This window comes from Shewanella sp. BF02_Schw (assembly GCF_014596695.2).
Lineage (GTDB): Bacteria > Pseudomonadota > Gammaproteobacteria > Enterobacterales > Shewanellaceae > Shewanella.
The window spans coordinates 69,310-92,609 of sequence record NZ_JABKAW020000006.1; the positions used below are offsets into that span (position 1 = coordinate 69,310).

The 23,300-nt window shown below is 42.5% G+C and carries 18 protein-coding genes; 7 read left to right on the forward strand and 11 right to left on the reverse strand.

The features are described 5' to 3' along the window. Positions 1 to 141 precede the first annotated feature (141 nt). A complete protein-coding gene (locus HNW13_RS19100; RefSeq protein WP_192116221.1) occupies positions 142 to 1,395 on the forward strand; it encodes a DUF3644 domain-containing protein in 1,254 nt (417 codons plus the stop codon). Between the two features lie 283 nt (positions 1,396 to 1,678). On the opposite strand, the gene HNW13_RS19105 is transcribed toward HNW13_RS19100, so the two are convergent. The 5 genes from HNW13_RS19105 to hutI form a co-directional block, all read right to left on the reverse strand. After that, positions 1,679 to 2,176: a GNAT family N-acetyltransferase gene (locus HNW13_RS19105; protein WP_192116259.1), complete on the reverse strand. Its 498-nt coding sequence runs from the start codon at positions 2,174 to 2,176 to the stop codon at positions 1,679 to 1,681. Continuing rightward, on the reverse strand, positions 2,173 to 2,445 hold the full coding sequence (locus tag HNW13_RS19110) for a DUF1778 domain-containing protein (RefSeq protein WP_192116220.1): 273 nt from the start codon (positions 2,443 to 2,445) through the stop codon (positions 2,173 to 2,175). Before HNW13_RS19110 ends, HNW13_RS19105 begins: the two co-directional genes overlap by 4 nt. A 154-nt stretch (positions 2,446 to 2,599) precedes the next feature. Beyond that, positions 2,600 to 4,261: an amidohydrolase gene (locus HNW13_RS19115; protein ID WP_192116219.1), complete on the reverse strand. Its 1,662-nt coding sequence runs from the start codon at positions 4,259 to 4,261 to the stop codon at positions 2,600 to 2,602. Between the two features lie 180 nt (positions 4,262 to 4,441). Further along, the gene (locus HNW13_RS19120) at positions 4,442 to 5,182 is read right to left on the reverse strand and encodes a haloacid dehalogenase type II (RefSeq protein ID WP_208062946.1); all 741 of its coding nucleotides are present in this window, start codon (positions 5,180 to 5,182) and stop codon (positions 4,442 to 4,444) included. Between the two features lie 378 nt (positions 5,183 to 5,560). Further along, a complete protein-coding gene (gene hutI, locus HNW13_RS19125) occupies positions 5,561 to 6,793 on the reverse strand; it encodes an imidazolonepropionase (RefSeq protein ID WP_192116218.1) in 1,233 nt (410 codons plus the stop codon). A 133-nt stretch (positions 6,794 to 6,926) separates the two neighbouring features. On the opposite strand from hutI, the gene hutC reads away from it, so the two are divergent. From hutC to HNW13_RS19150, 5 genes are all read left to right on the forward strand, one after another. Continuing rightward, on the forward strand, positions 6,927 to 7,634 hold the full coding sequence (hutC, locus tag HNW13_RS19130; RefSeq protein WP_101088691.1) for a histidine utilization repressor: 708 nt from the start codon (positions 6,927 to 6,929) through the stop codon (positions 7,632 to 7,634). 95 nt (positions 7,635 to 7,729) lie between these two features. Next, positions 7,730 to 9,400 (forward strand): urocanate hydratase, encoded by a 1,671-nt coding sequence (gene hutU / locus HNW13_RS19135; protein ID WP_192116217.1) that lies wholly within the window; start codon positions 7,730 to 7,732, stop codon positions 9,398 to 9,400. Between the two features lie 3 nt (positions 9,401 to 9,403). Then, positions 9,404 to 10,942, forward strand: a complete 1,539-nt coding sequence (hutH, locus tag HNW13_RS19140; RefSeq protein ID WP_101088622.1) for a histidine ammonia-lyase — start codon at positions 9,404 to 9,406, stop codon at positions 10,940 to 10,942. A 345-nt stretch (positions 10,943 to 11,287) separates the two neighbouring features. After that, on the forward strand, positions 11,288 to 12,556 hold the full coding sequence (locus HNW13_RS19145) for a mechanosensitive ion channel domain-containing protein (RefSeq protein ID WP_101088621.1): 1,269 nt from the start codon (positions 11,288 to 11,290) through the stop codon (positions 12,554 to 12,556). Positions 12,557 to 12,637: 81 nt separating this feature from the next. After that, on the forward strand, positions 12,638 to 14,062 hold the full coding sequence (locus HNW13_RS19150; RefSeq protein WP_192116216.1) for an alpha/beta hydrolase: 1,425 nt from the start codon (positions 12,638 to 12,640) through the stop codon (positions 14,060 to 14,062). 98 nt (positions 14,063 to 14,160) lie between these two features. Here the strand turns inward: HNW13_RS19150 and HNW13_RS19155 are convergent, their stop codons facing one another. The 5 genes from HNW13_RS19155 to HNW13_RS19175 all read right to left on the reverse strand — a co-directional run bounded on the left by HNW13_RS19155 (position 14,161) and on the right by HNW13_RS19175 (position 18,371). After that, positions 14,161 to 14,715: a lysophospholipid acyltransferase family protein gene (locus HNW13_RS19155; protein ID WP_192116215.1), complete on the reverse strand. Its 555-nt coding sequence runs from the start codon at positions 14,713 to 14,715 to the stop codon at positions 14,161 to 14,163. Between the two features lie 361 nt (positions 14,716 to 15,076). After that, on the reverse strand, positions 15,077 to 15,544 hold the full coding sequence (locus HNW13_RS19160; protein WP_101088618.1) for a DUF2489 domain-containing protein: 468 nt from the start codon (positions 15,542 to 15,544) through the stop codon (positions 15,077 to 15,079). Positions 15,545 to 15,639: 95 nt separating this feature from the next. Next, positions 15,640 to 16,188, reverse strand: a complete 549-nt coding sequence (yihI, locus tag HNW13_RS19165) for a Der GTPase-activating protein YihI (protein WP_101088617.1) — start codon at positions 16,186 to 16,188, stop codon at positions 15,640 to 15,642. Between the two features lie 55 nt (positions 16,189 to 16,243). Beyond that, positions 16,244 to 16,906, reverse strand: coding sequence for a methyltransferase domain-containing protein (locus tag HNW13_RS19170; RefSeq protein WP_101088616.1), 663 nt, complete (start codon positions 16,904 to 16,906; stop codon positions 16,244 to 16,246). A gap of 841 nt (positions 16,907 to 17,747) precedes the next feature. After that, complete coding sequence (locus HNW13_RS19175; protein WP_192116214.1) at positions 17,748 to 18,371, reverse strand: c-type cytochrome; 624 nt, start codon at positions 18,369 to 18,371, stop codon at positions 17,748 to 17,750. A 264-nt stretch (positions 18,372 to 18,635) separates the two neighbouring features. Between HNW13_RS19175 and yihA the strand changes: the two genes are divergently transcribed. Beyond that, on the forward strand, positions 18,636 to 19,310 hold the full coding sequence (yihA, locus tag HNW13_RS19180; protein ID WP_101088614.1) for a ribosome biogenesis GTP-binding protein YihA/YsxC: 675 nt from the start codon (positions 18,636 to 18,638) through the stop codon (positions 19,308 to 19,310). A 742-nt stretch (positions 19,311 to 20,052) separates the two neighbouring features. On the opposite strand, the gene polA is transcribed toward yihA, so the two are convergent. Beyond that, positions 20,053 to 22,809 (reverse strand): DNA polymerase I, encoded by a 2,757-nt coding sequence (gene polA, locus HNW13_RS19185; protein ID WP_192116213.1) that lies wholly within the window; start codon positions 22,807 to 22,809, stop codon positions 20,053 to 20,055. Positions 22,810 to 23,300 lie beyond the last annotated feature (491 nt).

Genomic DNA, 23,300 nt, shown 5'->3' on the forward strand with positions numbered 1-23,300 from the left:
CATGTCTGGACTCACGCTATTTTCTTCAACGTCCTCAATGTAGTGGCAACATGAAGAAATTTAATTGCTTTACACCAAAGAGATAGCAAATGTAGGATGAAATTAATTAATCTGCTGTAAAATAACTCATGGAGTATTGCGTTGAATCGGAATCAAAGAGTAGATCTAGCATTTGAATTTATGCTAGCTAAGGAGAAAGCTGGAGAAGCTTTCACAATGACTGAATTGGCAGAAGCATCAGGCTGGGCAATAAGTAGTTGTCAAACTTATCCAACTAAAAGATGGCACCAATTCGTTCAAAGAGATGGTAGCCAATATACTTCTACGGGGCTCAGCTATTTAAGCAAGGCTGAATTTAGTCTTATACATTCACAAAAACTGCAAGATCCAAACAACCTTTCGCCAAAAAGTATTTTGCTTCACAAAGCTAGAGAGTTCGCTTTACTGGCTGTATCGACGTACAACAATCCTTATACGGAATTTAAAACATATGGCTTTATAGTTAATATCGTCATTGCTTACACAGCTTTGTTTCATGCTATTTTTGAGAAAAAAGAACAAAATTATTTTCATCTTGATGAAGAAGGAAATCCAATAATAATTGATGGTGAAGAAAAAGCATGGGAGTTGTATCGTTGCTGTAACGAATATTGGCGTGGCGAGGATAACCCTGAAACCAAAAATTTAAATTTTCTTATTGGACTCAGAAATAAGATTGAACATAGAAGTTTACCAGCAGTTGATCTCGCAACTAGCGGTGAATGCCAATCTGCACTTAATAATTTTGAGAATCTTCTAGTTGAAGAGTTTGGTGATAGTCATGCATTAATGGCTAGGTTAGCGATTGCTATGCAATTAACCCGAACTTCAGAACAAGCTCAACTCGATGCTTTAAAACAATTTCACACCGAAAATTACCGTGTTGTGCGTGAGTACATGGAAACATATAAAAACGATTTATCTGATGACGTATTGGAAAGCCAGAAATATAGAATAAGGGCTTTTTTAGTCCCCAAGCTCGGAAATCATGCAAAATCTGCTGACTTAGCTATTGAGTTTATTAACGTTAATAAACTCAATGATAATGAAATGGAAAACTATGAGCGAGGCGTAGCTTTTATTAAAGGTATAGAGTCTCCATTTAAGTTAAAACCAGGCAAAGTTGTTACTATCGTTAAAGAGAAAATAAAAGACTTTAATCCTACGTTACATACTAAATGTTGGAAGTATTATAATGCTAGACCTCGTGAAATGGTAATCACCTTCAAAGGAGAATATGCAGCTTATTCTGAAGGTTTTGATGGTTACTTATATTCACGTCGATGGGCAGAATTTCTTATTAGACAACTAAGAAATAAAGATGAGATTGCAAGGGTGCGCAGGCAAGCTATTTAACACATATGAGCCACCTGCCAGTAAAATGTGAGCTTCGTTTTAACGTTAGACAACCATGAAGTTAAATCGAAGAAAGTAGAATCGCAGGTGCTGATGAGTCAGCGAGTATCCAAAACATGGATGTTTTGGCTAAGCCCACATGGATGTGCTTGTGGCGTCTCGCTTAATCATCTGCACTGGGTCTGCGGCAGGCAATTAGTAACATCGAAGTTAGGATTCGAATTGAACGAAACCAATACTAAGTAAATTGGATTAAGGAAGTGCATCAAAGGCTTTTTGTTAATTAACTTAAACTTGCTCTTACATCTGCAATGGTGATGAACAGTTTGTTTTCTGCGTCTTGAAAAGCTTTAAATCCATAGCGTTCGTAGAAGTGTGTTGCGCCATCTTTTGCGTCAACAATGACGACTGGGAATGCTACGCTATCACTTGCCGCTAGCAGTTTTCGTAGTGCATCAATAAGTAACCATTCGCCAAAGCCTTGGCCTTTATAGCGGTCATCGATTGCTAAGCGGGCTATAAGGCCGCCAGACGTTGATGACTGGTACTTTTTCTGTAGCTTATCCGGCAGAGTCTTTAGGTCAATTGGTGTCATTGTTAAGGTATAAAAGCCGATAATATGCGAGTTATCGTTATCATCTTCTAAAATGAAAGTTCTGCTATTGTCTTTCTTCGCTTGCTGACTCGCCATGACTTTTAGGTAGTTATTAAGAGCGTCAACACCACAGTTGAATCGGTTTCTATCGTGTTTAGCTTTATCTAAAAGTACCGTATTCATTATTGGATTTTGCTTTCGTAACGTTCCGAAGCCGTTTTGAGTTTTGAGTTTGGTGTTGCTGGACTGTCTAGTGCTTCCATAAGCAACATCGCATCTGTTTGACTTAGTTTTAGTACTTGTTCACGCTCAATGATTTGTTTGGCTTTTTCGATTGCTGCACTGAGTACAAATGAGTTAATGCTCGACATACCAGCGATTGCTGCTGCCTTTGTCAGTAAATCTTGGGTGTCGACATCAACTCTAGCGGTGATGCGAGGTAAAGTAGTCGCCATAATATAATCTCCAATTGTGCCAAAGTGTCACATGGCTATTATGGTGTTAAAACGTACAACAAGCAATGCCTGTGTCACTTTGGCACACAGGCTGAAACGTTATTAAAACCAATTCTACTTATCTTACTTATCAATAAACCCTACTCAACGCAGTTTACTCTTGTGCAAATACCTTGCGGCCGTTTACCCAGGTGGCGATGACTTTGTTTTGCCAGATCTGTTGTGGGTCGATTGTAAAATAGTCATCTTCGACTAGGATAAAGTCTGCTTTTTTACCGGGTTCTAATGAGCCTAATAACTGTTCTTGATGGCCCGCGTAGGCGGCGTCGATGGTGAAGCTTTTGAGTGCTTCGATACGTGATAGTTTTTCAGTAGCGAGCCAGCCGTCGAGTGGTTGGTTAACATGGTCTTGGCGAGTTACGGATGCATGCAATCCAAAAAATGGGTTTGGCGATTCAATAGGGAAGTCTGAACCGTTGGCGATGACGGCATTAGCGTTTAACAGCTTGCGCCATGCATAAGCACCGGCCAAGCGGGCTTTACCTAAACGGTTTTCTGCCATGTTTTTGTCGCTGGTGGCGTGGGTTGCTTGAATCGATGCGATAACCCCAAGTTGGGCAAAACGCGGTATGTCGGCTAAATCGAGAATTTGTGCATGTTCAATGCGATGGCGTAATGCTTTTGAGTCGGTTTCTGCAATGGCGGTTTGGTATTTATCGAGCACCACTTGATTGGCGTTGTCGCCAATGGCGTGAGTATTAACCTGAAAACCTGCTTTCATCGACTGTAAAATCAGTTTGCCGAGTTGATCGTCTGAATACAGCATTAAGCCTTTATGGCCGGGTTGATCTGAATATTCTTTGATTAACGCTGCGCCGCGGCTGCCAAGCGCGCCATCGGCTGATATTTTAACGCTGTCGACTTTAAACATGTTATCGGCAGTGGTGATATGGCCTTGCTTTAAGATGGTGGTAAAGCGAGGGTCTTCAACCGATAGCATGCCATTAACCCGCACGCTCATGGCATTGTTCGCTGCTAATTGTTGGTATGCCTTGATGTTGTCGATGTTGATGCCGGCATCGTGCACACTGGTTAGCCCGTATGACGCTAGGCTATCCATCGCTAGGGTTAAGGTTGATTGTAATTGCTGCTGATTGAGATCGGGGACTATGTTAAACACTAAGTTCATCGCATTATCGATTAATACACCAGTAGGATTACCTTGCTCGTCTTTGACAATTTCACCGCCTTCTGGTGCCACTGTGGTTGACGAAATTCCCGCGAGTGCTAACGCTTTGCTGTTAACCCAAATGGCATGACCGTCAACTCGGCCAAATGATACCGGATTAGCTTTAAAGGCTTTATCTAGGCTTTCTTTAGTCGGGAATTGTTTGCTGTCCCATAACTCTTGGTTCCAACCTCGGCCCATTAACCATCCATCAGTCGGGTTGTTTTTACTAAATGCTTGCGCGCGTTCAACGGCTTGTTGTTCGCTACTGGTGTTGGTCAAGTCTGCGGTTAATAAACTCAAACCATACCCTAGCACATGACCGTGGGCGTCGATTAATCCAGGTAATAAGGTTTTACCTTTGCCATCAATTGAGGTGATATCAGTTGCACTAGGTAAGGCTTGGTTTAAGGTAAATAGTCGATCAATTTTGTCGTCAGTAAATTGGATAGCATTGAAGGTTTGCAGTTTTCCGTCGACGAGCGTGTAGCCATTAACATGATGCATCAGTGTGGTTTGTGCCATGGTGTTTGCGCTTAAACTAGCCAAACATAATGCCACTGATAGCGCTAAATATTCCGTTCTCATCTGTTTTCCCTTTTTATGACGACGATTAATCAGCATTCATTAAATGTTAATTAATGGTTAATGGCAAGGGGCAGTGCAAGTCGTCTTAAGGGGGGGGGAGATTGATGGGGCTATATAGAGGAAATACTCATTGCTGTGTAAATTTATCGCCCAGCTAATACTGGGCGATAATCGTTAAGGCTAGTTGAACTTAGCTAGGGTGCTGGCTAATTCGTTTACATCCAGTACGTTGTAGTCTGGTTGTGCTGCTAGTGGGAACAACACTTTACCTTGGCGACGAATAAAGGCGGTTTGTAAGCCTGCTTTATCTGCACCGGCAATATCCCAGCCGTGCGCGGCAACCATTAACGCTTCATTTGCATTAACACCTAAATCTTTAATGGCCCATTGGTACGTTTTTAAATGCGGCTTAAATACTCCAACAGACTCTATGCTTAAGTTGGCATCAAAATACTGGCTTAAATTAGCATTTTTAAGCTGTAAGGTTACGCCTTCCAATGATGAATTGGTTAAGGTGACTAGTTTGTAGCCTTGGGCCTTCAATTTAGCTAAACCTTCCGCAACATCTGGGTGAGCGGGTAATGAACGAAGTGGCGTTAAAATGGCGGTTTTAGCTTGTTCTGGTGTAATGGCAATGCCGTTGATTTCGGCGACCATTTGCAGTGACGCAACGCCAATGCTACCAAACGTTTGGTAATCACCTGTAGCTGAAACTACTAAAGAATGATGCAGCATGGTTGAGAACCATAATGGCAGTAAATCTTCACGGCCATTAAGCGCTTTACCCACAGAGGCGCGCATATTTTCAAGATCTAACAAGGTTTCATTCACATCAAAAATAATCACTTTAGGCTTAACTAATGGTGCTTGCACCGCAGTATCTGCTAGATTTTTAGCAAAAGCGCTACTGGTATTAAGCATAAAAAAAGCTGTCGCAAGCGATATTAAAACACGGATTTTCATAAAACCTCTGGCAATGTGATGTTGGTTGAAAAGAACTTATCGAGTATTCATCTCACTATTGTTGTCTGTGATACTGACTATAACAAGCTGAACGATTGTTCATTAATATAGTCAGCCTAAATGAAACTGACCTTAAAATCACGGTTTTATTGCCCAATAGTTTAATAAATCTGAACTCGGGATTTGAGGTGACGTACATAGCAGCGCCACTGGAGATAGACATTATCGCCAGTGGTACTGCTATTAGTAGTGAGTTTTAGTTGACGTTGTGGCTATTTGATTGAGAAAAGTTGAGCCCAATTGTTTAACTGTTTAACGGTTTAACTGTTTAACTGTTTAATTGGGTAGCGCAACTACCTGACCATTTTTTACAACGGTTTTACACAGGTTCACTCCGTAAGCATAAGCTAATTGTGCTGGAGTGGTGATATCCCACAAACAAAAATCAGCTTGTTTACCTACGGTAATACTGCCGACATTATTGTCGATACCAAGTGCTTTTGCAGCATTAATGGTTACACCTTGTAAGGCTTCTTCTGGGGTGAGTTTGAATAAGGTGCAAGCCATATTGAGCATCAATAAAGTGGAGCAAATAGGCGATGACCCCGGATTAAAATCGCTGGCAATAACCATTGGCACCTTATATTGACGCAGTAAGTCGATTGGCGGTAATTGGGTTTCGCGTAAAAAATAAAATGCGCCGGGTAACAAGGTTGCACAGGTACCACTTTCGCTTATGGCTTTAATACCTGCTTCATCTAGAAACTCAATATGATCGACCGATTTAGCCCCAAGCTTGGCTGCTAAGGCGCTGCCGCCCATATTGGTTAATTGCTCAGCATGCAGTTTAATCTGCAGACCTGCCTGTTTAGCCGCAGTTAATACTCGCTCAGTTTGCTCAAGATTAAAGGCGATATTTTCACAAAATACATCGACGGCATCAGCAAGGTTTTCGGCGATTACCGCGGGGAGCATGTCATTAATGACGAGGTCGATATAGACATCTGCATTGTCTTTATATTCTGGCGGAATAGCATGGGCGCCCAAGAAGGTGGTGCTTATATCAATGTGATGATGTTCGCCTAGCTCACGCGCAACGCGCAATAATTTAAGTTCTGTTTCGGTGTTCAAGCCGTAACCAGATTTAATTTCAACCGTGGTGACGCCTTCTCTGGCTAGGGCGTTTAAGCGTTGTCGACCCAGTTCAAATAACTCAGCTTCATCAGCTTCACGACAGGCGTTAACGGTTGAGATAATACCGCCGCCAGCCCGAGCGATATCTTCGTAACTTGCACCTTGTAAGCGTTGTTCAAACTCATTGGCGCGATTACCGGCAAAGACTAAGTGGGTGTGTGCATCGATAAGCCCTGGTGTTATCCAGCCGCCTTTGCCTCTGTAAACTGGGGTTGCCAGTACATCAAATTCAGGTAGTTCACTGCGCGGGCCAACCCAAGCAATTTTGCCATCTTTTATTGCAATAGCCGCTAGAGGTATTACGCCGTAAGCCCCTTGGATATTGGTATCCATGGTGGCCACGTTTACATCAATCCACACTTGATCCCACGACATGAAAATCCCTAAAAATGCATTAATTATTGATTGCTAAACAATACTTGTTTTAGCTTGTATATACAAGGTAGGATGACTGATGTGTTTTTAAACAGCAATGACATTATTGTCTAAAAAACCGAGAGCTGCTGATATGGCCCAAGCAAAGTTTGCCCAGATAAAACAATTCATTTTGAGCCGTATTGAAACGGGCGAATGGCAAGAAAACGACCGAGTGCCGTCTGAAAATCAGTTAACTGAATTGTTCGCCTGTAGCCGTATGACAGCAAGGCGGGCGTTAACTGAGCTGGTGGACTCGGGCGTGTTAGAGCGCACTCAGGGAGTGGGCACGTTTGTTGCGGGATTAAAGTCGCAATCGTCATTACTGGCTATTCGTAATATTGCCGATGAGATAAAAGATCGTGGCCATGGCTACAGTGTTAACCAGCTTGAATTGAGACAAATCGAGGCCAGCACAACAGTGGCTAATGCATTGGGGCTGGAATTGGGCAGCCCTGTATTTTATTCGGTGTTGGTGCATTGCGAGCAAGGCTTGCCATTACAAGTTGAAGAGCGTTATGTAAACCCACAGCTGGTGCCTGATTACCTACAACAAGATTTTAGCTCACATACTCCCCATGAATATTTGTCGGCCGTAGCGCCACTGACAGAGGCCAAGCATACCGTTGAAGCCATTATGGCTAACGAGCTGTTACAACAAAGGTTGTCGATTGCTGCAACGGAACCTTGCTTACAAATTTTACGTCGTACCTGGTCGCGCCAAGGTGTGGTCAGTTTTGCTCGTTTAGTTCATCCGGGTAGCAAATTTAAACTAGGCGGCCATTTAACCTTTGCGCGTTAAAAGGTGGTATCGAAAATGAAAACCGTAAGACATTAAAAATACACAACAAGACCAATAAAAAACCAAACTGAATAAACTCGGTTGAAGAGGAACATATGGATAAACGACACGACCCAAGCCGTCGCATTATTGCGCCACACGGTACCCAATTACAGTGTAAAAGTTGGCTAACCGAAGCCGCGATGCGCATGTTAATGAACAACTTACACCCTGATGTTGCCGAACGCCCAGAAGACTTAGTGGTGTACGGCGGCATTGGCCGCGCCGCGCGCGATTGGCAAAGTTACGACAAAATTATTGAGGTGCTTAAACGTCTTGAAGACGATCAAACCTTATTAGTGCAGTCTGGTAAACCTGTTGGGGTGTTTACCACTCATAGCAATGCGCCACGGGTCATTATTGCTAATTCCAACCTAGTGCCACATTGGGCTAACTGGGAACACTTTAACGAACTGGATAAGAAAGGTTTGGCGATGTATGGCCAAATGACTGCGGGTTCGTGGATTTATATTGGTTCGCAAGGCATTGTGCAAGGTACTTACGAAACGTTTGTCGCCATGGCTAAACAGCACTTTAATGGCTCGTCAGCGGGTAAGTGGATTTTAACCGGCGGTTTAGGCGGCATGGGTGGCGCACAACCACTGGCTGGTACTATGGCGGGTTATTCGGTATTAACCTGTGAAGTAGATGAAACCCGTATCGATTTTCGCATGCGTACTGGTTACGTCGACAAAAAAGCCACTTCATTAGATCAAGCATTAGCGATGATTTACGCAGCAAACCAAAGCGGCAAGCCTGTTTCAGTCGGCTTATTAGCCAATGCTGCCGATGTGTTTACTGAGCTAGTGACCCGCGGCATTGTGCCTGATGTGGTAACCGATCAAACCTCCGCGCACGACCCATTAAACGGCTATTTACCTCAAGGCTGGAGCTTAGAATACGCCGCTCAAATGCGTAAAACTGACGAAGCGGCAGTCGTTAAAGCGGCGAAGCAATCAATGGCGGTGCAAGTTAGAGCAATGTTGGCATTGCAGGCAGCCGGTGCAGCAACCACAGATTATGGTAACAATATTCGCCAAATGGCCTTTGAAGAAGGCGTAACGAATGCGTTCGACTTCCCTGGGTTTGTGCCAGCATATGTGCGGCCGTTATTTTGTGAAGGCATTGGACCATTCCGTTGGGTAGCCTTGTCTGGCGATCCGGAAGATATCTACAAAACAGATGCCAAAGTCAAAGAGCTTATTCCAGATAATCCGCAGTTACACAATTGGCTCGACATGGCGCGTGAGCGTATTGCGTTTCAAGGCTTACCTGCACGTATTTGCTGGGTAGGGCTTAAAGATCGTGCCCGCTTAGCGTTAGCTTTTAATGAAATGGTCAAAAACGGTGAGTTATCGGCACCAATTGTTATCGGTCGTGATCACTTAGATTCTGGCTCAGTTGCCAGCCCAAATCGAGAAACAGAAGCCATGTTAGACGGCTCTGATGCGGTGTCAGATTGGCCATTAATGAATGCCTTACTCAATACGGCTAGTGGTGCAACTTGGGTGTCATTGCATCATGGTGGCGGCGTTGGTATGGGCTTTAGTCAACATTCTGGAGTGGTGATAGTGGCCGACGGAACCGATGAGGCTGCGGTACGTTTAGGCCGAGTATTGTGGAACGACCCTGCTACTGGGGTAATGCGTCATGCAGATGCTGGCTATGACATTGCAAAAAATTGTGCCAAAGAGCAAGGCTTAGACCTGCCAATGTTAGGAGCTTAATCCATGTCGACTTATTCATTTGAACTTATTCCAGGTACGCTGACATTAGCGCAGACTCGTGCGATCAGCCGTAATAGTGTCAAGCTGACCCTTGCGAAAGAAGCGATTAAAGACATTAATCAAAGTGCTGAAATCGTCCAGCAAGTATTACGTGAAGGCCGTACTGTTTACGGTATCAATACTGGCTTTGGCTTGTTAGCCAACACTAAAATTGTTCCAGAAGATCTGCAATTATTGCAACGCTCTATTGTATTGTCCCACGCCGCTGGCATTGGTAAATACATGCAAGATGCTACCGTGCGCTTAATGATGGTGTTAAAAATTAACTCATTAAGCCGCGGTTTTTCAGGTATTCGTTTAGAGGTTATCGAGTTTCTCATTCAGCTAGTGAATGCCGGAGTGTATCCGTGTGTGCCAGAAAAAGGCTCAGTCGGGGCATCGGGTGACTTAGCGCCATTAGCTCACATGTGTTTACCTTTGTTAGGTGAAGGCGAAATGAGCTATCAGGGGCTGATTATCTCAGCAGCGGAAGGTCTTGAGATTGCTGGGCTAAAACCTATTGAATTAGCAGCCAAAGAAGGCTTAGCGTTACTGAATGGTACGCAAGCCTCAACAGCGCTGGCGCTTGAAGGTTTGTTTAATGCAGAAGACTTGTTTGCCGCCAGTTCAATTATTGGCGCCATGAGTGTTGAAGCCGCTATGGGCAGTCGTAGTCCGTTTGATGCGCGTATTCATGCTGCGCGTGGACAAAAAGGCCAAATTGATTCAGCAGCCATTTTCCGTCATTTGCTCACTAATGAATCGGAAATTAGCCTAAGCCATACCAATTGCGAAAAAGTACAAGATCCATACTCACTGCGCTGTCAACCACAGGTCTTAGGTGCGTGCTTAACCCAAATCCGTCAAGCAGCAGAAGTGCTTGGCGCTGAGGCAAACGGTGTTACTGATAATCCATTGGTGTTCCAAGATACGGGCGATATTATTTCGGGCGGTAATTTCCATGCCGAACCCGTTGCGATGGCGGCTGATAACCTCGCGATTGCGATTGCTGAAATGGGCTCTATTTCGGAGCGCAGAATGGCGTTGTTGATTGATTCTAGCTTGTCTAAGTTACCACCATTTTTGGTGGATAACGGTGGGGTGAATTCTGGCTTTATGATTGCCCAGGTCACTGCAGCTGCACTCGCATCGGAAAACAAGACCTATGCGCATCCGGCCTCGGTAGACAGTTTACCGACATCGGCAAACCAAGAAGATCACGTGTCGATGGCGACATTTGCTGCACGACGTTTACGCTACATGAGCGAAAATACCCGTGGAGTATTGGCTATTGAGTTGTTAGCTGCTGCGCAAGGGTTAGATTTTAGAAAGCCGTTGCAACCAAGCGCCGCCGTAGCGCTGGCCAAAGCTGAACTGCGTGAAATAGTGACGTTTTATGATAAAGACCGTTACTTTTCACCTGATATCGAGAACTCGGTCGACTTGTTGTATGGCGCCAGTTTTAACCGATTGCTACCGCAGGGCATGTTACCGAGTTTTTAATTGAGCGAAACTACATGTCATGAACAGGATATGTTTAGAGTAATTTGATAAAGGACCGCAAGGTCCTTTTTTATTATCTTTTATTGCCCACGCGTCAAAGCTAATTTTTGTTTAATCTTGTTTGGGTATACTCACATTCATTGCAACTGTTAACATAATCGTGAAAATAGTAACTTGCATTAAATTTATCATCTTGACCGATAGAGTCGATCTTTCGGTAACGTTATACATCAACACCATGCATAATGAGCACACTGATAAGCCTGTGAATGTTTGCTTGCATTTATGCGGTTTAATTTACGTCTTTTGATTGAGTAAAGGGCAAACGTGGCTAAGGATTTGTTTGTGAATACAGAAGTGCGGATTGAAATTGCGGCTTGGTTAACCCGTTTGGGTATTAATAGCCAACCATCGGATGGTGTCGCAACATCGATATTAATTTTGGCTTGTGTGGTTGTGGCAGGTTTAAGTTATTACATTACCCATCGATTTGTCGTTCACGGTGTGAATGCAGTGATCCGCCGATCCTCGGTGACTTGGGACGATATTTTCATGCGCTTTAATGTGTTTGAACGTCTCGCTATTTTGATCCCCATTTTAATCCTCGATTTATTGATCCCTATTGTGCTCACCGAGCATGAGTTGATTAGCGCTTTTATTGACCGTTTTCTTAGCGCGTTGTTAGTGTTTTTTATGATTCGAGCTGTGTATAGCGGGTTGAATGCGATTGATGAAATTGCTGATATTAATCATGTTAATCGCCGTTTACCGGTAAAAAGTTTTGTGCAGCTGACTAAGTTGTTTTTATTCTTCATTGGGTTAATTGTTGTCTTTGCTATTTTAGCCGACCAGTCGCCTATTTATTTCTTTAGTGGTTTAGGGGTGGCTACCGGTTTGGTTATGTTGGTGTTCCGAGACACCATTTTGGGCTTCGTTGCTGGGATTCAACTTGCTGCTAACCGCATGGTGAGTAAAGGCGATTGGATCCAAATGGATAAATACGCTGCAGACGGCGCCGTTGAAGATGTAACCTTAACCACAGTTAAAGTACGAAACTGGGACAATACCATTACCATGATCCCAGCCTATGCATTAGTGTCTGATGCATTTAAGAACTGGCGCGGCATGTCCGAGTCGGGCGGTCGACGAATTAAGCGCTCAATCAATATCGACGTCAATAGCATTCAGTTTTTGACCGATGAAGAACGTATTCGCTTAGGCAAAGTCAATTATTTGAAAGAGTATTTACCGCAAGTATTCAGTGAAATCAGTGTTGCTAATGCCAACATAAGTGATATTGAGATGAAGGTGAATGGCCGTCATTTAACCAATATCGGAACATTTAGAGCATACTTACAAGAGTATTTACGTCGTCATGACAAAGTACATAAAGACATGACATTGATGGTAAGGCAGCTTGCTCCAACCACTGAGGGCTTGCCGATAGAATTATATATTTTTACCAATGACATTCGTTGGACCTATTATGAAGCGATTCAGGCAGACATTTTTGATCACATTTTTGCCGTGTTACCTGAGTTTGGTTTACGTGCGTTTCAAAGCCCAACAGGTACTGACATTCGCAGCATAAAGCAATGTACCGAACAGCATTGATAAGCCGCCAGATAAGCGATATTTGCAGTGGTTAAATTCCTGGTATTAATATCATTGCTGTTGCTGTGGTGGGCGATGCCCGTGCAAGCTAATTGGTTTAATGATATCAATAGGCAAGTTCGCTCAATAGGCGCTGTAAAACCACTGACAGCCGAGCCATTAACAACCGCAGAGCTAGCTGATTACCCAACAAACTATCAATTTGAACGAGTGATAGTACCGAGCCATCAAACCCCGCTGTTTGTGCTACAAGCAGGGCTTGAGCACCGTGACACCGTTGTTCTTATTCACGGCTTAGGTGAGCTGGCTTCTAAAGACTGGTTAACGGTGATTCCTGCGTTAGCAAAGCAGTATCATGTAGTTGCTATCGATTTACCTGGTTTTGGTCTATCGCAAGGTGCTGTATTTACCTATTCACCTAAAGAATATGCCAAGGTGATCGATTGGGTTATTAGCCATTATCGCCATCCCAATGCTCAGGTACATCTTGTGGGACACTCGATGGGGGCAGCGATTAGCTTATACTATGCTAGTCAGTACCCCAGCAAAATTGAACAACTTGTGCTGGTCGATGCCGCTGGTATTTTGGACCGGACTGCCTACTTAAAACAGATTTCGAAGCGAGATATGGCTAATAGCGAATTACCACAAGGCTTACGCCGAGTGTTAGCCCGGGTTGATAACTTTGCCGATAAGATACTAGAGAAAACTGGAACCGGGTTGGATCCAACGAAATGGTTAAGTCACAATGAGTCTATTCGTAATATGACCATTGGCGAACAAACCAATACTAATGCGGCATTAGCATTAATGGAACAAAACTTCTCAGTGCTTAATTACCAACAGATGCCCGCGACGCAGTTAATTTGGGGCGCAGATGATCAAGTTGCGCCACTACGGACCGCTCAAGCACTGCTACATGTATTACCCACAGCACAACTGCAGGTTATTGCTGGTGCAGGGCATGTACCGATGAAATCACATCAACACACCTTTAATCAAATGTTATTAACGGGCCTTGCATCGACTTCTACTTTTCCTTCTAATGCTAATGTTTTGGTTCGTGAGCAACATTCAGAAAATAGCAGTCAGCGTATTGGCAAATGCTATCAAGAAAGCCAACAATATTTTTCTGGGCATTATGATCAGCTCATTATTGAAGACTGTAAATTGGTGTTCATTGACAATGTTGATGTAAACCAGCTCACGATGAGTGACTCGATTGTAACCATCAAGTCTAGTCGCATAGGTATGCAGCAGAAAAAGATGAAGATCGCCCGCAGTACTATTAGTGCCACAGACACTCACTTTTTGGGTGAGATTAACAGTACTCGCAGTCGGTTTGATTTAGCTGGGGTAACCTTTTGGGGTGAGTCTCCGGTGTTCATCTCGCAAGAGTCGACTCGGCTAGTGCTATCTTTAGTGCGGATCCATACGCCAACGCACGTTATACGTTTAGGCGGCAGCTATGTGCTAGCCGCTGAGAGTTTAGAAAGCGTGTTATAAAAACCGCTGAATGCTGTGTAAGACACTTCTTGTATATCCAACACTGTCGCACTTCTGATTAATCAATATAAGCTAATTGAACGTTAATTATTGCAGTACTATTTCTGCTGATAATCAGGAACCATTTTTGGATGATAACCTTTGATTGAACGGTAAAAATCCATTAACTGATTTATTTCGCGTTCAATATCTCCCGTCGGTCTTAACGGTTTGGCAATGACAATCGCTTTGCGGCCAAAATCTAATCCGATTGGCACTATATCAACATCCGCTTTGGCTGCGATATGGTAAAAACCACTTTTCCAACGAGTTACAGGGCTACGTGTGCCTTCAGGCGCTAATGCCAGTTTATAAAGTGGATCTTGTTGGAATAACAGCACCACGCCATCAACTAAATTATTGTATTTACGTCTATCGACAGGGCTACCGCCCATGGCGCGAAATAGCCATCCCCAGGGCGGAATAAACAGCTGATGCTTGCCTAAAAAATGAATTTTGGTGCCTAAGGCGCTGCGGGCGATAATGCCAATGATGAAATCCCAATTACTGGTATGCGGACCAACAATAATGACGCATGGCTTAGTATTATCGAGTTGGCCATCAAATTCCCAACCCAGTATTTTGAGTAATCCTAAGCAAAGTGAACTGAACATAGTGCGACCCCAATCATTGAGCTTTATTAAGCTTCTTGTTATTTCAATTTGTCAGCAAAACTGGTGTGGTTAATTGACGTTAATTTGTTGGTGGCATCTGCTGATGCGTACTTTAGCTGATGTGTTATCAGCATAGCCTGCAATCGTACTCATTTCATGCTTAACCTCAATTGTGCTAAGGCATGAGATAAATGTGATTAGTTAAGTTGCTACAAACTTGCCATTGGCTAGCTATTGACGCGTTATTTCATCTTGTTAGCAGAATAAATAACAAGTTTGATAGCGATAGTGACTAAGATTATGTTTTTTATTATGACCTCCTGAACTCTTATCTCGAGTTCAGGTTAACTAATATGCTGCGCTAATGAGTGGTTGGCTTATCAAACTCAGCGATGTGTTTTGCTTCGTCTAGAATAACCTGTTCTAACTCTGCTTCTGATTTCATCCGCTCAAAATCAAACTTCATCCGTTGTTGTTTTGGTAGCTCATTACGCGCTTCCATGATGGGATGGTTTCTAATCAGCTCATAATGGGTAAACAGGTTAGGGAAGTCTGCCACAACTTGTTCTGACAAGGATAATGCATCAAATAATTTACCTATGCGCATAACGCCTTCAGACAGTTCACAACGATCTTCTAGCATTGCTGCGGCAATGTAACGGATATCAGTCAGTATTTGTTGTCTACGTTCTTCAGCTTTAGCCTTACGCTCAGAAAGTGCTTGTTGATTAGCTTGTGTTGTACGTTTAAGCGTTAACAGTAAGTGTGTTGCGTAGGTAGCAAGGGCTACAATGATGAGTAGAGCAATTACGATGGCGGTTGTAGACACAATTTATCCTTTTTTGAATACAAAACTGGCGCGATTTGCGCCAGTTTTTTGATATCAAACCAAGAAATAGCTTGGTATTACTTTCATCGAGCAGATTAATCTTTCTGCTGATAATCTTTAAGCATATCGGCACCTGATTCAAAACGATTTAATAGTTCATCGTCACTCAGTTGCTTTTTAGGACTTTGTGTTGGCGTATCATCGCCTTCAGTTAGGCCTAAGCTCAACATCAGTTGCTCAATTTTGTCTAATTGAATATTCAACCACTTTTGATCAGTGTCAGATAAATCACGACCTTCTTCAAGTTGGTCAAGTAACTGATTTAGTCTTGGATCATCTTCAAGTTTCAGTAACTTCTGTTCGTCAGTCAGTTTAGGCTGTTTAGGCTTAACCACTAATGGCGCGGTAACAGACGTAGGTAAAGTAAGTGCTACCGGCTTTTTGCTGCCATGACGGACATCTTTACTCTTAACCGAAGTGTTACCTGATGCTTGTTTAAGCAACGTTTCATTGTGACGGCTGCCTGATTTACGGCCGGTTTCAGATTTTTTACCATCGACCGCGTTGCGATCAACTTTTTTTACTCTAGGTGCAAACTTAGCGCCGTTTTCGCCGCCTTTGCGAGTTTTTTTACTGCGAGCCATGATGTTCTCGTTAGGTTTTCTAAACACGTCCTTGCAGAGCAATTTCTACAAGGCACTAAATAAGGATGCGCTTTATATCAGATTTTGATGATTTTTGCATCAAAACCAGATCTTTCGATGCAAATAATAGCTCAAAATCACTATTTAATGCTAAATATTCGAATGTCTGCTGCTGGTAAAAGCTTACATGAGTTGGATTGTTTTTGTAATGCCATTTGGCAAAATGGTCTTGATCGGTCAATAAAGGCGTGCCTATTGCTAACCAGCCATTGGGTTTAACCAGTTGATTGAGTAATTTCCATTCACGGTGTGGATGACGAAAGTGTTCGAATACCCGGTAACAACATACAAAATCATAGCTATGTTGCAGTACCGACTGATCTGCAGCAAAGAATGGGTCGTACTGATTAACAAGATGACCAGCATCAACAATAGATTGTCTGCTCTGTTCGTCAAGTAAGCGGCCAAAATTAAGACCAGTTAACGCACCGCTCTGTTGCTGAGATATTTGGGCTAATAGTGGCAGAATAAATTGCGATAATGGTTTCTGACTCGATGACTTTTGCGATCGACCGTAACGCTGACGCTCAACATCTGGCATAAGATGTGATTTTGGGTTAGCAAAGACTAAGCCACACCGTTCGCAGATGTAGAAAGCTCTTTTTTTGTCTTGAACAAAAAAATCAGCACTATGATTACAAAGCGGACATACGTTCATCAAATACAGCATTACCTAAGTATTGACTTAATAAACGATTATATAGCGAATGTGGTTAATTTAAAGTAAGTATTTGAAATGAAGTTGATATTGAGGCTATTTGGGCATAAAAAAAAGCGGCAGTATAAACTGCCGCCTCGTAAAATAGTGCCTAACGCACTTTATTCTGATTCCAAGTATCCGTACTTGCTATGTGACTATCCCGGTCAGATCTTTATTTCTTCTGCTTTCCATGCCGTTTTTAATTGTTATTGGTCATCAATGACGCTTTTTTATATTCTGTTGCCGTCCTGACTACAGCTTCCGTAGATGGTCTTCAATGACGCATCATTATCCTAATTGTCTTCAATGACATTAGTTAACCATCCTTGTTACTTTATACCTTCGAGCGATAAAGCTTCCAGTGGGTGCATCCTCAGCAATAAGCTTTGTTTGCCATTATTTGAATCCTTCAAATAATGCTCTGGGTTATCAGTCACTCTGTTGTGTAAGGCAGTGCTAAATAGCATGTCGACCAATCGGTCTATTCCTTACAAATTCTGCGACCAGTATTTCAAAATGAAATCTCGACTCATATTATTATTATTAGTGAGTGGTCTTAAATTATTATTATTATGAATTATCTTTATTCTTATATCTTAAATGTATCAGTCCGAAACCTGCTTGATGTTATTAGATTTATGTTACAAACAGTTGGGTTTACCTCGGTACGGGGTGTATTTAACGCTAAAAGTGTGAACACTGTCAAGCAATAATCGATGAAGCTTACGTCAACGTCAACTTGGTGGCATAAAAAAAGGGCTAGAAAGCCCATTTTTTTATTAGTAAATATTCAAGGGTATTAGTGCTTAATACTTGAAATATATTTAGATAATGCTTCGATATCAGCATCAGATAATTTTTTAGCTACATCTTGCATCATGCCATTTAAATCGTTGTGACGAACTCCATCACGAAATTGTGTTAGCTGAATTTTGATATAGTTAGCATGCTGACCACCCACGACAGGGAAGCCTGCAGCAGCTGCGCCTTTGCCTTCAGGACCATGACAGGCAACACATGCTGTAATACCACGAGCGGCGTCACCGCCTTTATACAGTTTTTCACCTGCTGTGGGTACGTCGGCAACATCGGCGACAACTTGTACTTGGCTTGCAAAGAATGCTGAAACATCAGCGATGTCTTCATCACTGAGCCCCATTGCAAAACCGATCATAATTGGGTTCATGCGACCTTCAGCACCACCGGTTTTAGCAGCAAGACGAAATTCTGTTAATTGTTTTTCAAGATAGGCAGGGTGTTGTCCTGCTAATTTAGGATACATATCAATCATGCTATTGCCGTCAGCACCGTGACAGGCAGAACATACGATTGCTTTAGTTTTGCCTGCTTCAGCATTACCTTCAGCCATAACTGATGATGACATAGCGGCGACTACAGACAGCGCAAGAGCTAACTTTTTCATGGCGTTCCAACTTCTAGTTAATTTATTGTCCTGAGCTTACTAGGAAGACCCGCAAGCGTGGTAAAATGTTTTTTCCAAGCGCTCTGATGTAGTTTACGATGCTCGTGAAGAGCTAGATCATTTATGACTACATCACACATATCAGCGTTGCTTGGGTATATAATGTGATCAGGCTAATATTTTACACGAAAATGTGCAAAAGTAAGCAATTGTTAAAAATTTATGGTAATGCGTTTACTAGAAGTAATTTAATTGGAGTTAAGAGTGACAGAATCTCGTATCGATTTCCGTAGGGCTAAGTTTTTAATCAGTGCGCCGGATATTGCGCATTTAGATCAGTATCTTCCTGGGGATATCGGGGTGGAGATTGCGTTCGCTGGGCGCTCTAATGCCGGTAAGTCCAGTGCGCTAAATGCGCTTACTGAACAAAAAAGTTTAGCTCGAACCAGTAAAACGCCAGGTCGAACCCAATTGATCAACGTGTTTCAGCTAGATGATGATCGTCGTTTAGTCGATTTACCTGGCTATGGTTTTGCGCAAGTTCCTTTAGCATTAAAACATAAATGGCAAGAAGCGCTTGGCGAATATCTACAAAAGCGTGCTTGTTTAAGTGGTGTGGTGGTATTGATGGATATCCGTCATCCATTGAAAGATCTCGATATGCAAATGATTGAGTGGGCAGTATTAAGCAACATTCCTGTATTAGCATTGCTAACAAAATCGGATAAATTGACTCAAAGCGTCAAAATGAAAACCGTTAATGATGTGCGTGCAGCCTTAAAAGATTTTGGTGATAAAGTGCAAGTTGAGACACTATCGTCGCTAAAAGGCACCGGTAAGCCCAAAGTGTTGAGCATCTTAAATGATTGGTGTCATCCAGAATGGTTAGCTGAGCAGAAGGCAGAGCAAGCGTCGGAGTCGGAGTTGGCACCAGAGTAGCGGTCGAGTGATATAAAAGATTAGCAAAATTAAGAACCGGCAAATATGTCGGTTTTTTTTCGTCTGAGTTTTCTACGTTGTAACAATGGCGATTTTTAAGCAAAAAAAAACCGATAACCAAACGGCCATCGGTACAAATAAATTAGCTCTTTTGGGGAGAAGCTAAATTCAACAAGACTCAAGTGCCATCAACTCAATTTGATGACTCTCAATAACCCTATAATAACTGTTTTTTAACCAACATTAAAGTATTTACTCTAAATATTTTTAATGATGAAAAAAAATCAAAAAAAAGCCCCAGCAACCTAAGTTGCTGGGGCGCCGAATTTGGCTAGTCACTATCGCTAGTGAAATAAAGGTTTGAAAGATTGAACATCTTAACCTCTGTACCCTACAACGAATATAATAGCTTATTCGCCTTAAAATGAAAAACTGTTTTTCATAAAAAGATATAATAACTGTGACTGCAAACTCAAAATAGTCTTTATTTGCCGCTTAGAACGATGAACTAGTCGGTTATATATCATTAAATTGGTCATTGAGGCATAGGTTGAGTAATAGAGGATGCATAGGTGGTGAGGATATTTATTGCGCTAAGCGTTCATTTCAGTTCATTTCAGTTCATTTCATTTCAGTTTAGCCATAGTTACAATGTCCAAATAAAAATACCGCATTCTAATGAATACGGTATTTTTGTTTTAGCTACAGACGTTTATTTTGCAAACATAACCTAAGCCAATGACTAGTGGGCTTCATTCCAGTTGTCGCCAATGCCAGCCTCGGCTAATAATGTCACGTCTAATGACGCTGCTTGCGCCATTAAATCGCACACTTTAGTTTTGAGGATTTCAGCCTGGGCCTCATCCACTTCAAATACTAATTCATCGTGTACTTGCATTATCAGGGTGATTTCACCTTGAGTGTCTTGGTTAATCCACTGGTGAATGGCTATCATGGCTTTTTTGATGATGTCTGCTGCTGTTCCTTGCATCGGAGCGTTAATCGCTGCACGTTCAGCTGCCTGACGACGCATTGCATTACGGTCGTTGATTTCAGGCAAGTATAAACGACGTCCGAATAATGTAGATACATAACCTAGCTCAGCGGCGATGGCTCGGGTTTCTTCCATGTATTTGAGTACACCGGGATAGCGAGCAAAATACGTGTCGATATACTTTTGTGCTTCATTGCGTGGAATATCGAGCTGTTTGGCTAAACCAAACGCAGACATTCCATAAATTAAGCCAAAGTTAACCGCTTTAGCGCGGCGACGTTGCTCGGTGGTGACTTCTTCAAAGTGCACTCCAAAGACTTCCGCTGCGGTAGCTTTATGAATGTCTTTGCCTTCTGCGAATGCGGTTAGCAAGCCTGCATCTTGAGATAAATGAGCCATGATCCGCAGTTCTATTTGCGAATAATCGGCAGCTAAAATTTTACGACCGGCAGGGGCAATAAAAGCTTGGCGAATACGACGGCCTTCTTCAGTACGGATCGGAATATTCTGTAAGTTTGGCTCACTTGATGACAAACGACCGGTTGCAGCATTAGCTTGGTGATAACTAGTATGCACTCTGCCAGTCGTGGCATTAACCATAAGCGGCAGTTTGTCGGTATAAGTGCTCTTTAATTTGGCTAGGCTACGATGTTCAAGAATAACTTTAGGTAAAGGGTAGTCAAGTGCCAGCTCCACTAATACATCTTCTGCTGTTGATGGCGCACCTTTAGGGGTTTTCTTCTTTATTGGATAACCTAGTTTTTCAAAAAATAGCGTTTGTAGTTGCTTTGGTGAAGCGAGGTTAAATTTTTCTTCGGCAATTTCGTAGGCTTTATTTTCCAAATCATCAAGCTTTTTGGCTAACTCACCACTTTGTTGACTAAGTAGCATTGAATCAATCAATACACCTTGGCGCTCTACATCAGACAATACTTGTATTAATGGTAATTCTAGCTCATTAAATACACTGGCCAGTTCTGGTTCTTTTTCAAGCCTTGGCCATAGATGTTGATGTAAACGCAGAGTGATATCGGCATCTTCAGCGGCGTATGGCCCAGCAATATCCAAATGAACTTGATTAAACGTCAGCTGCTTTGCGCCTTTGCCAGCGACTTCTTCAAAACTGATATTTTTATGGCCAAGGTATTTTAACGCTAAACCGTCCATGTCGTGACGCGATGCGATTGAATTAAACACATAGGATTCGAGCATGGTGTCAAAGCGTATACCTTTGAGGGTAATGCCTGCGTTGGCTAAAATACTCATATCATACTTGAGATTTTGACCTACTTTTTGCGGTTTATCGCCTTCAAGGATCGGACGCAACTTTTCAAGCGCGCTGGCTTTATCAATTTGCTGCGGCGCATCAAGGTAATCATGTGCTAACGGTAAATAGGCTGCTTTACCTGCTTCGGTAGCAAATGATAAACCGACAAGTTCCGCTTCCATGTAGTTGAGACTGGTGGTTTCGGTATCAATCGCTATCAGTTCGGCGCTATTAAGTTTTTCAATCCATTTATCAAGCGCTTCTATGGTCAGAATCGTTTCATACTCAGCTTCAATGGTTGGCGATACGGTGATTTCTTCTTCGCTATCTTGGCTGATGGTACCGCGGGGTTGCTTATTATCGAGTACTTCCGCTAACCAACGCTTGAATTCCATTTCACCGAAGCATTTAATGAGTTCATCACGGTCTTGAGGCTTAACCGTCATTTGATGCCAGTCTTGTGCTAACTCGACATCGGTTTTAATGGTCGCCAGTTCATATGATAACTTTAACATGTCGGCATTTTCGATGATTTTAGCCGGCATGGTTTTCGAGCCTCTAAAGCCAACTTCAACGACGCTTTGTGGATCGGCTAAAATATTTTCTACACTTCCTACACCAAGCAGCATCGCCAGCGCGGTTTTCTCACCGACGCCAGGTAAACCTGGAATGTTATCGGACTTGTCGCCCATGAGTGCTAAGAAGTCGATTATTCTATCGGGACTGACACCATATTTCGTTTTGACCTCTTCAGGGCCCATAATGGTATCTGTCATGGTATTGATTAACGTGACATGCTCATTCACTAGCTGTGCCATGTCTTTATCGCCGGTACTGATTAATGTTGCCCGGCCTTCTTTACTCGCTTGAAGGGCGATGGTACCGATCACATCGTCGGCTTCCACACCAGAAATGCTGATCAAAGGTAAACCCATTGCGTGAATGATTCTATGTAATGGTTCTATTTGATTACGCAGATCATCGGGCATAGGTGGGCGCTGGGCTTTGTATTCACTGTACATATCGTTGCGGAAAGTTTTGCCTTTAGCATCAAAAACAACAGCGATATGACTAGGACTGTAACGGCTTAATAAACTACGAAGCATGTTAACAACACCGTAAACCGCGCCTGTTGCTTCACCTTTTGAATTGGTTAAATGAGGCGGCGCATAATAAGCGCGATAAAGATAAGATGAGCCATCAACTAAGATGAGCGGGTTATTGGGAATTGTTGGCATAATTAATATTCGTGTTCAGTATTTTGCGAGACTAATAGGATGACATTATACCCATAGCACCTCAAGATGCTTGTGAGATTGTCAGTTATTTACTCAAGATAGTGTCAATAATCGTAACGTTTGACTCGTTGTGTATCCAGTGAGGTTTTTTGGGCAATTTTATAGAGAAAAGCCAACAATCAGCCACGCCAAAAGACTCTCAGCCTGTGGATAAGTCTGTGAGTGAATTAATCAACGTTGCTGGATAGATTTTCTTACGGCTTGAAATGAAATCAGTAACTAGTTGAGTTATATGTTCTTTTTTATTTTTTGTGAGCTAAATATTATTTCTAATAAATATTACTAATTTGTGGACTTTTTTATTGATGTCAGTTAAGTCACAATCGAATTCAGTGATGTTTTATGACTAAAAAAAAGGCATCTAGCAAATTCGACGTTCTAAGTTAGCACGATTTTTAATCAGATCAATCGTTTTGTTGGTTTTTTGTTGT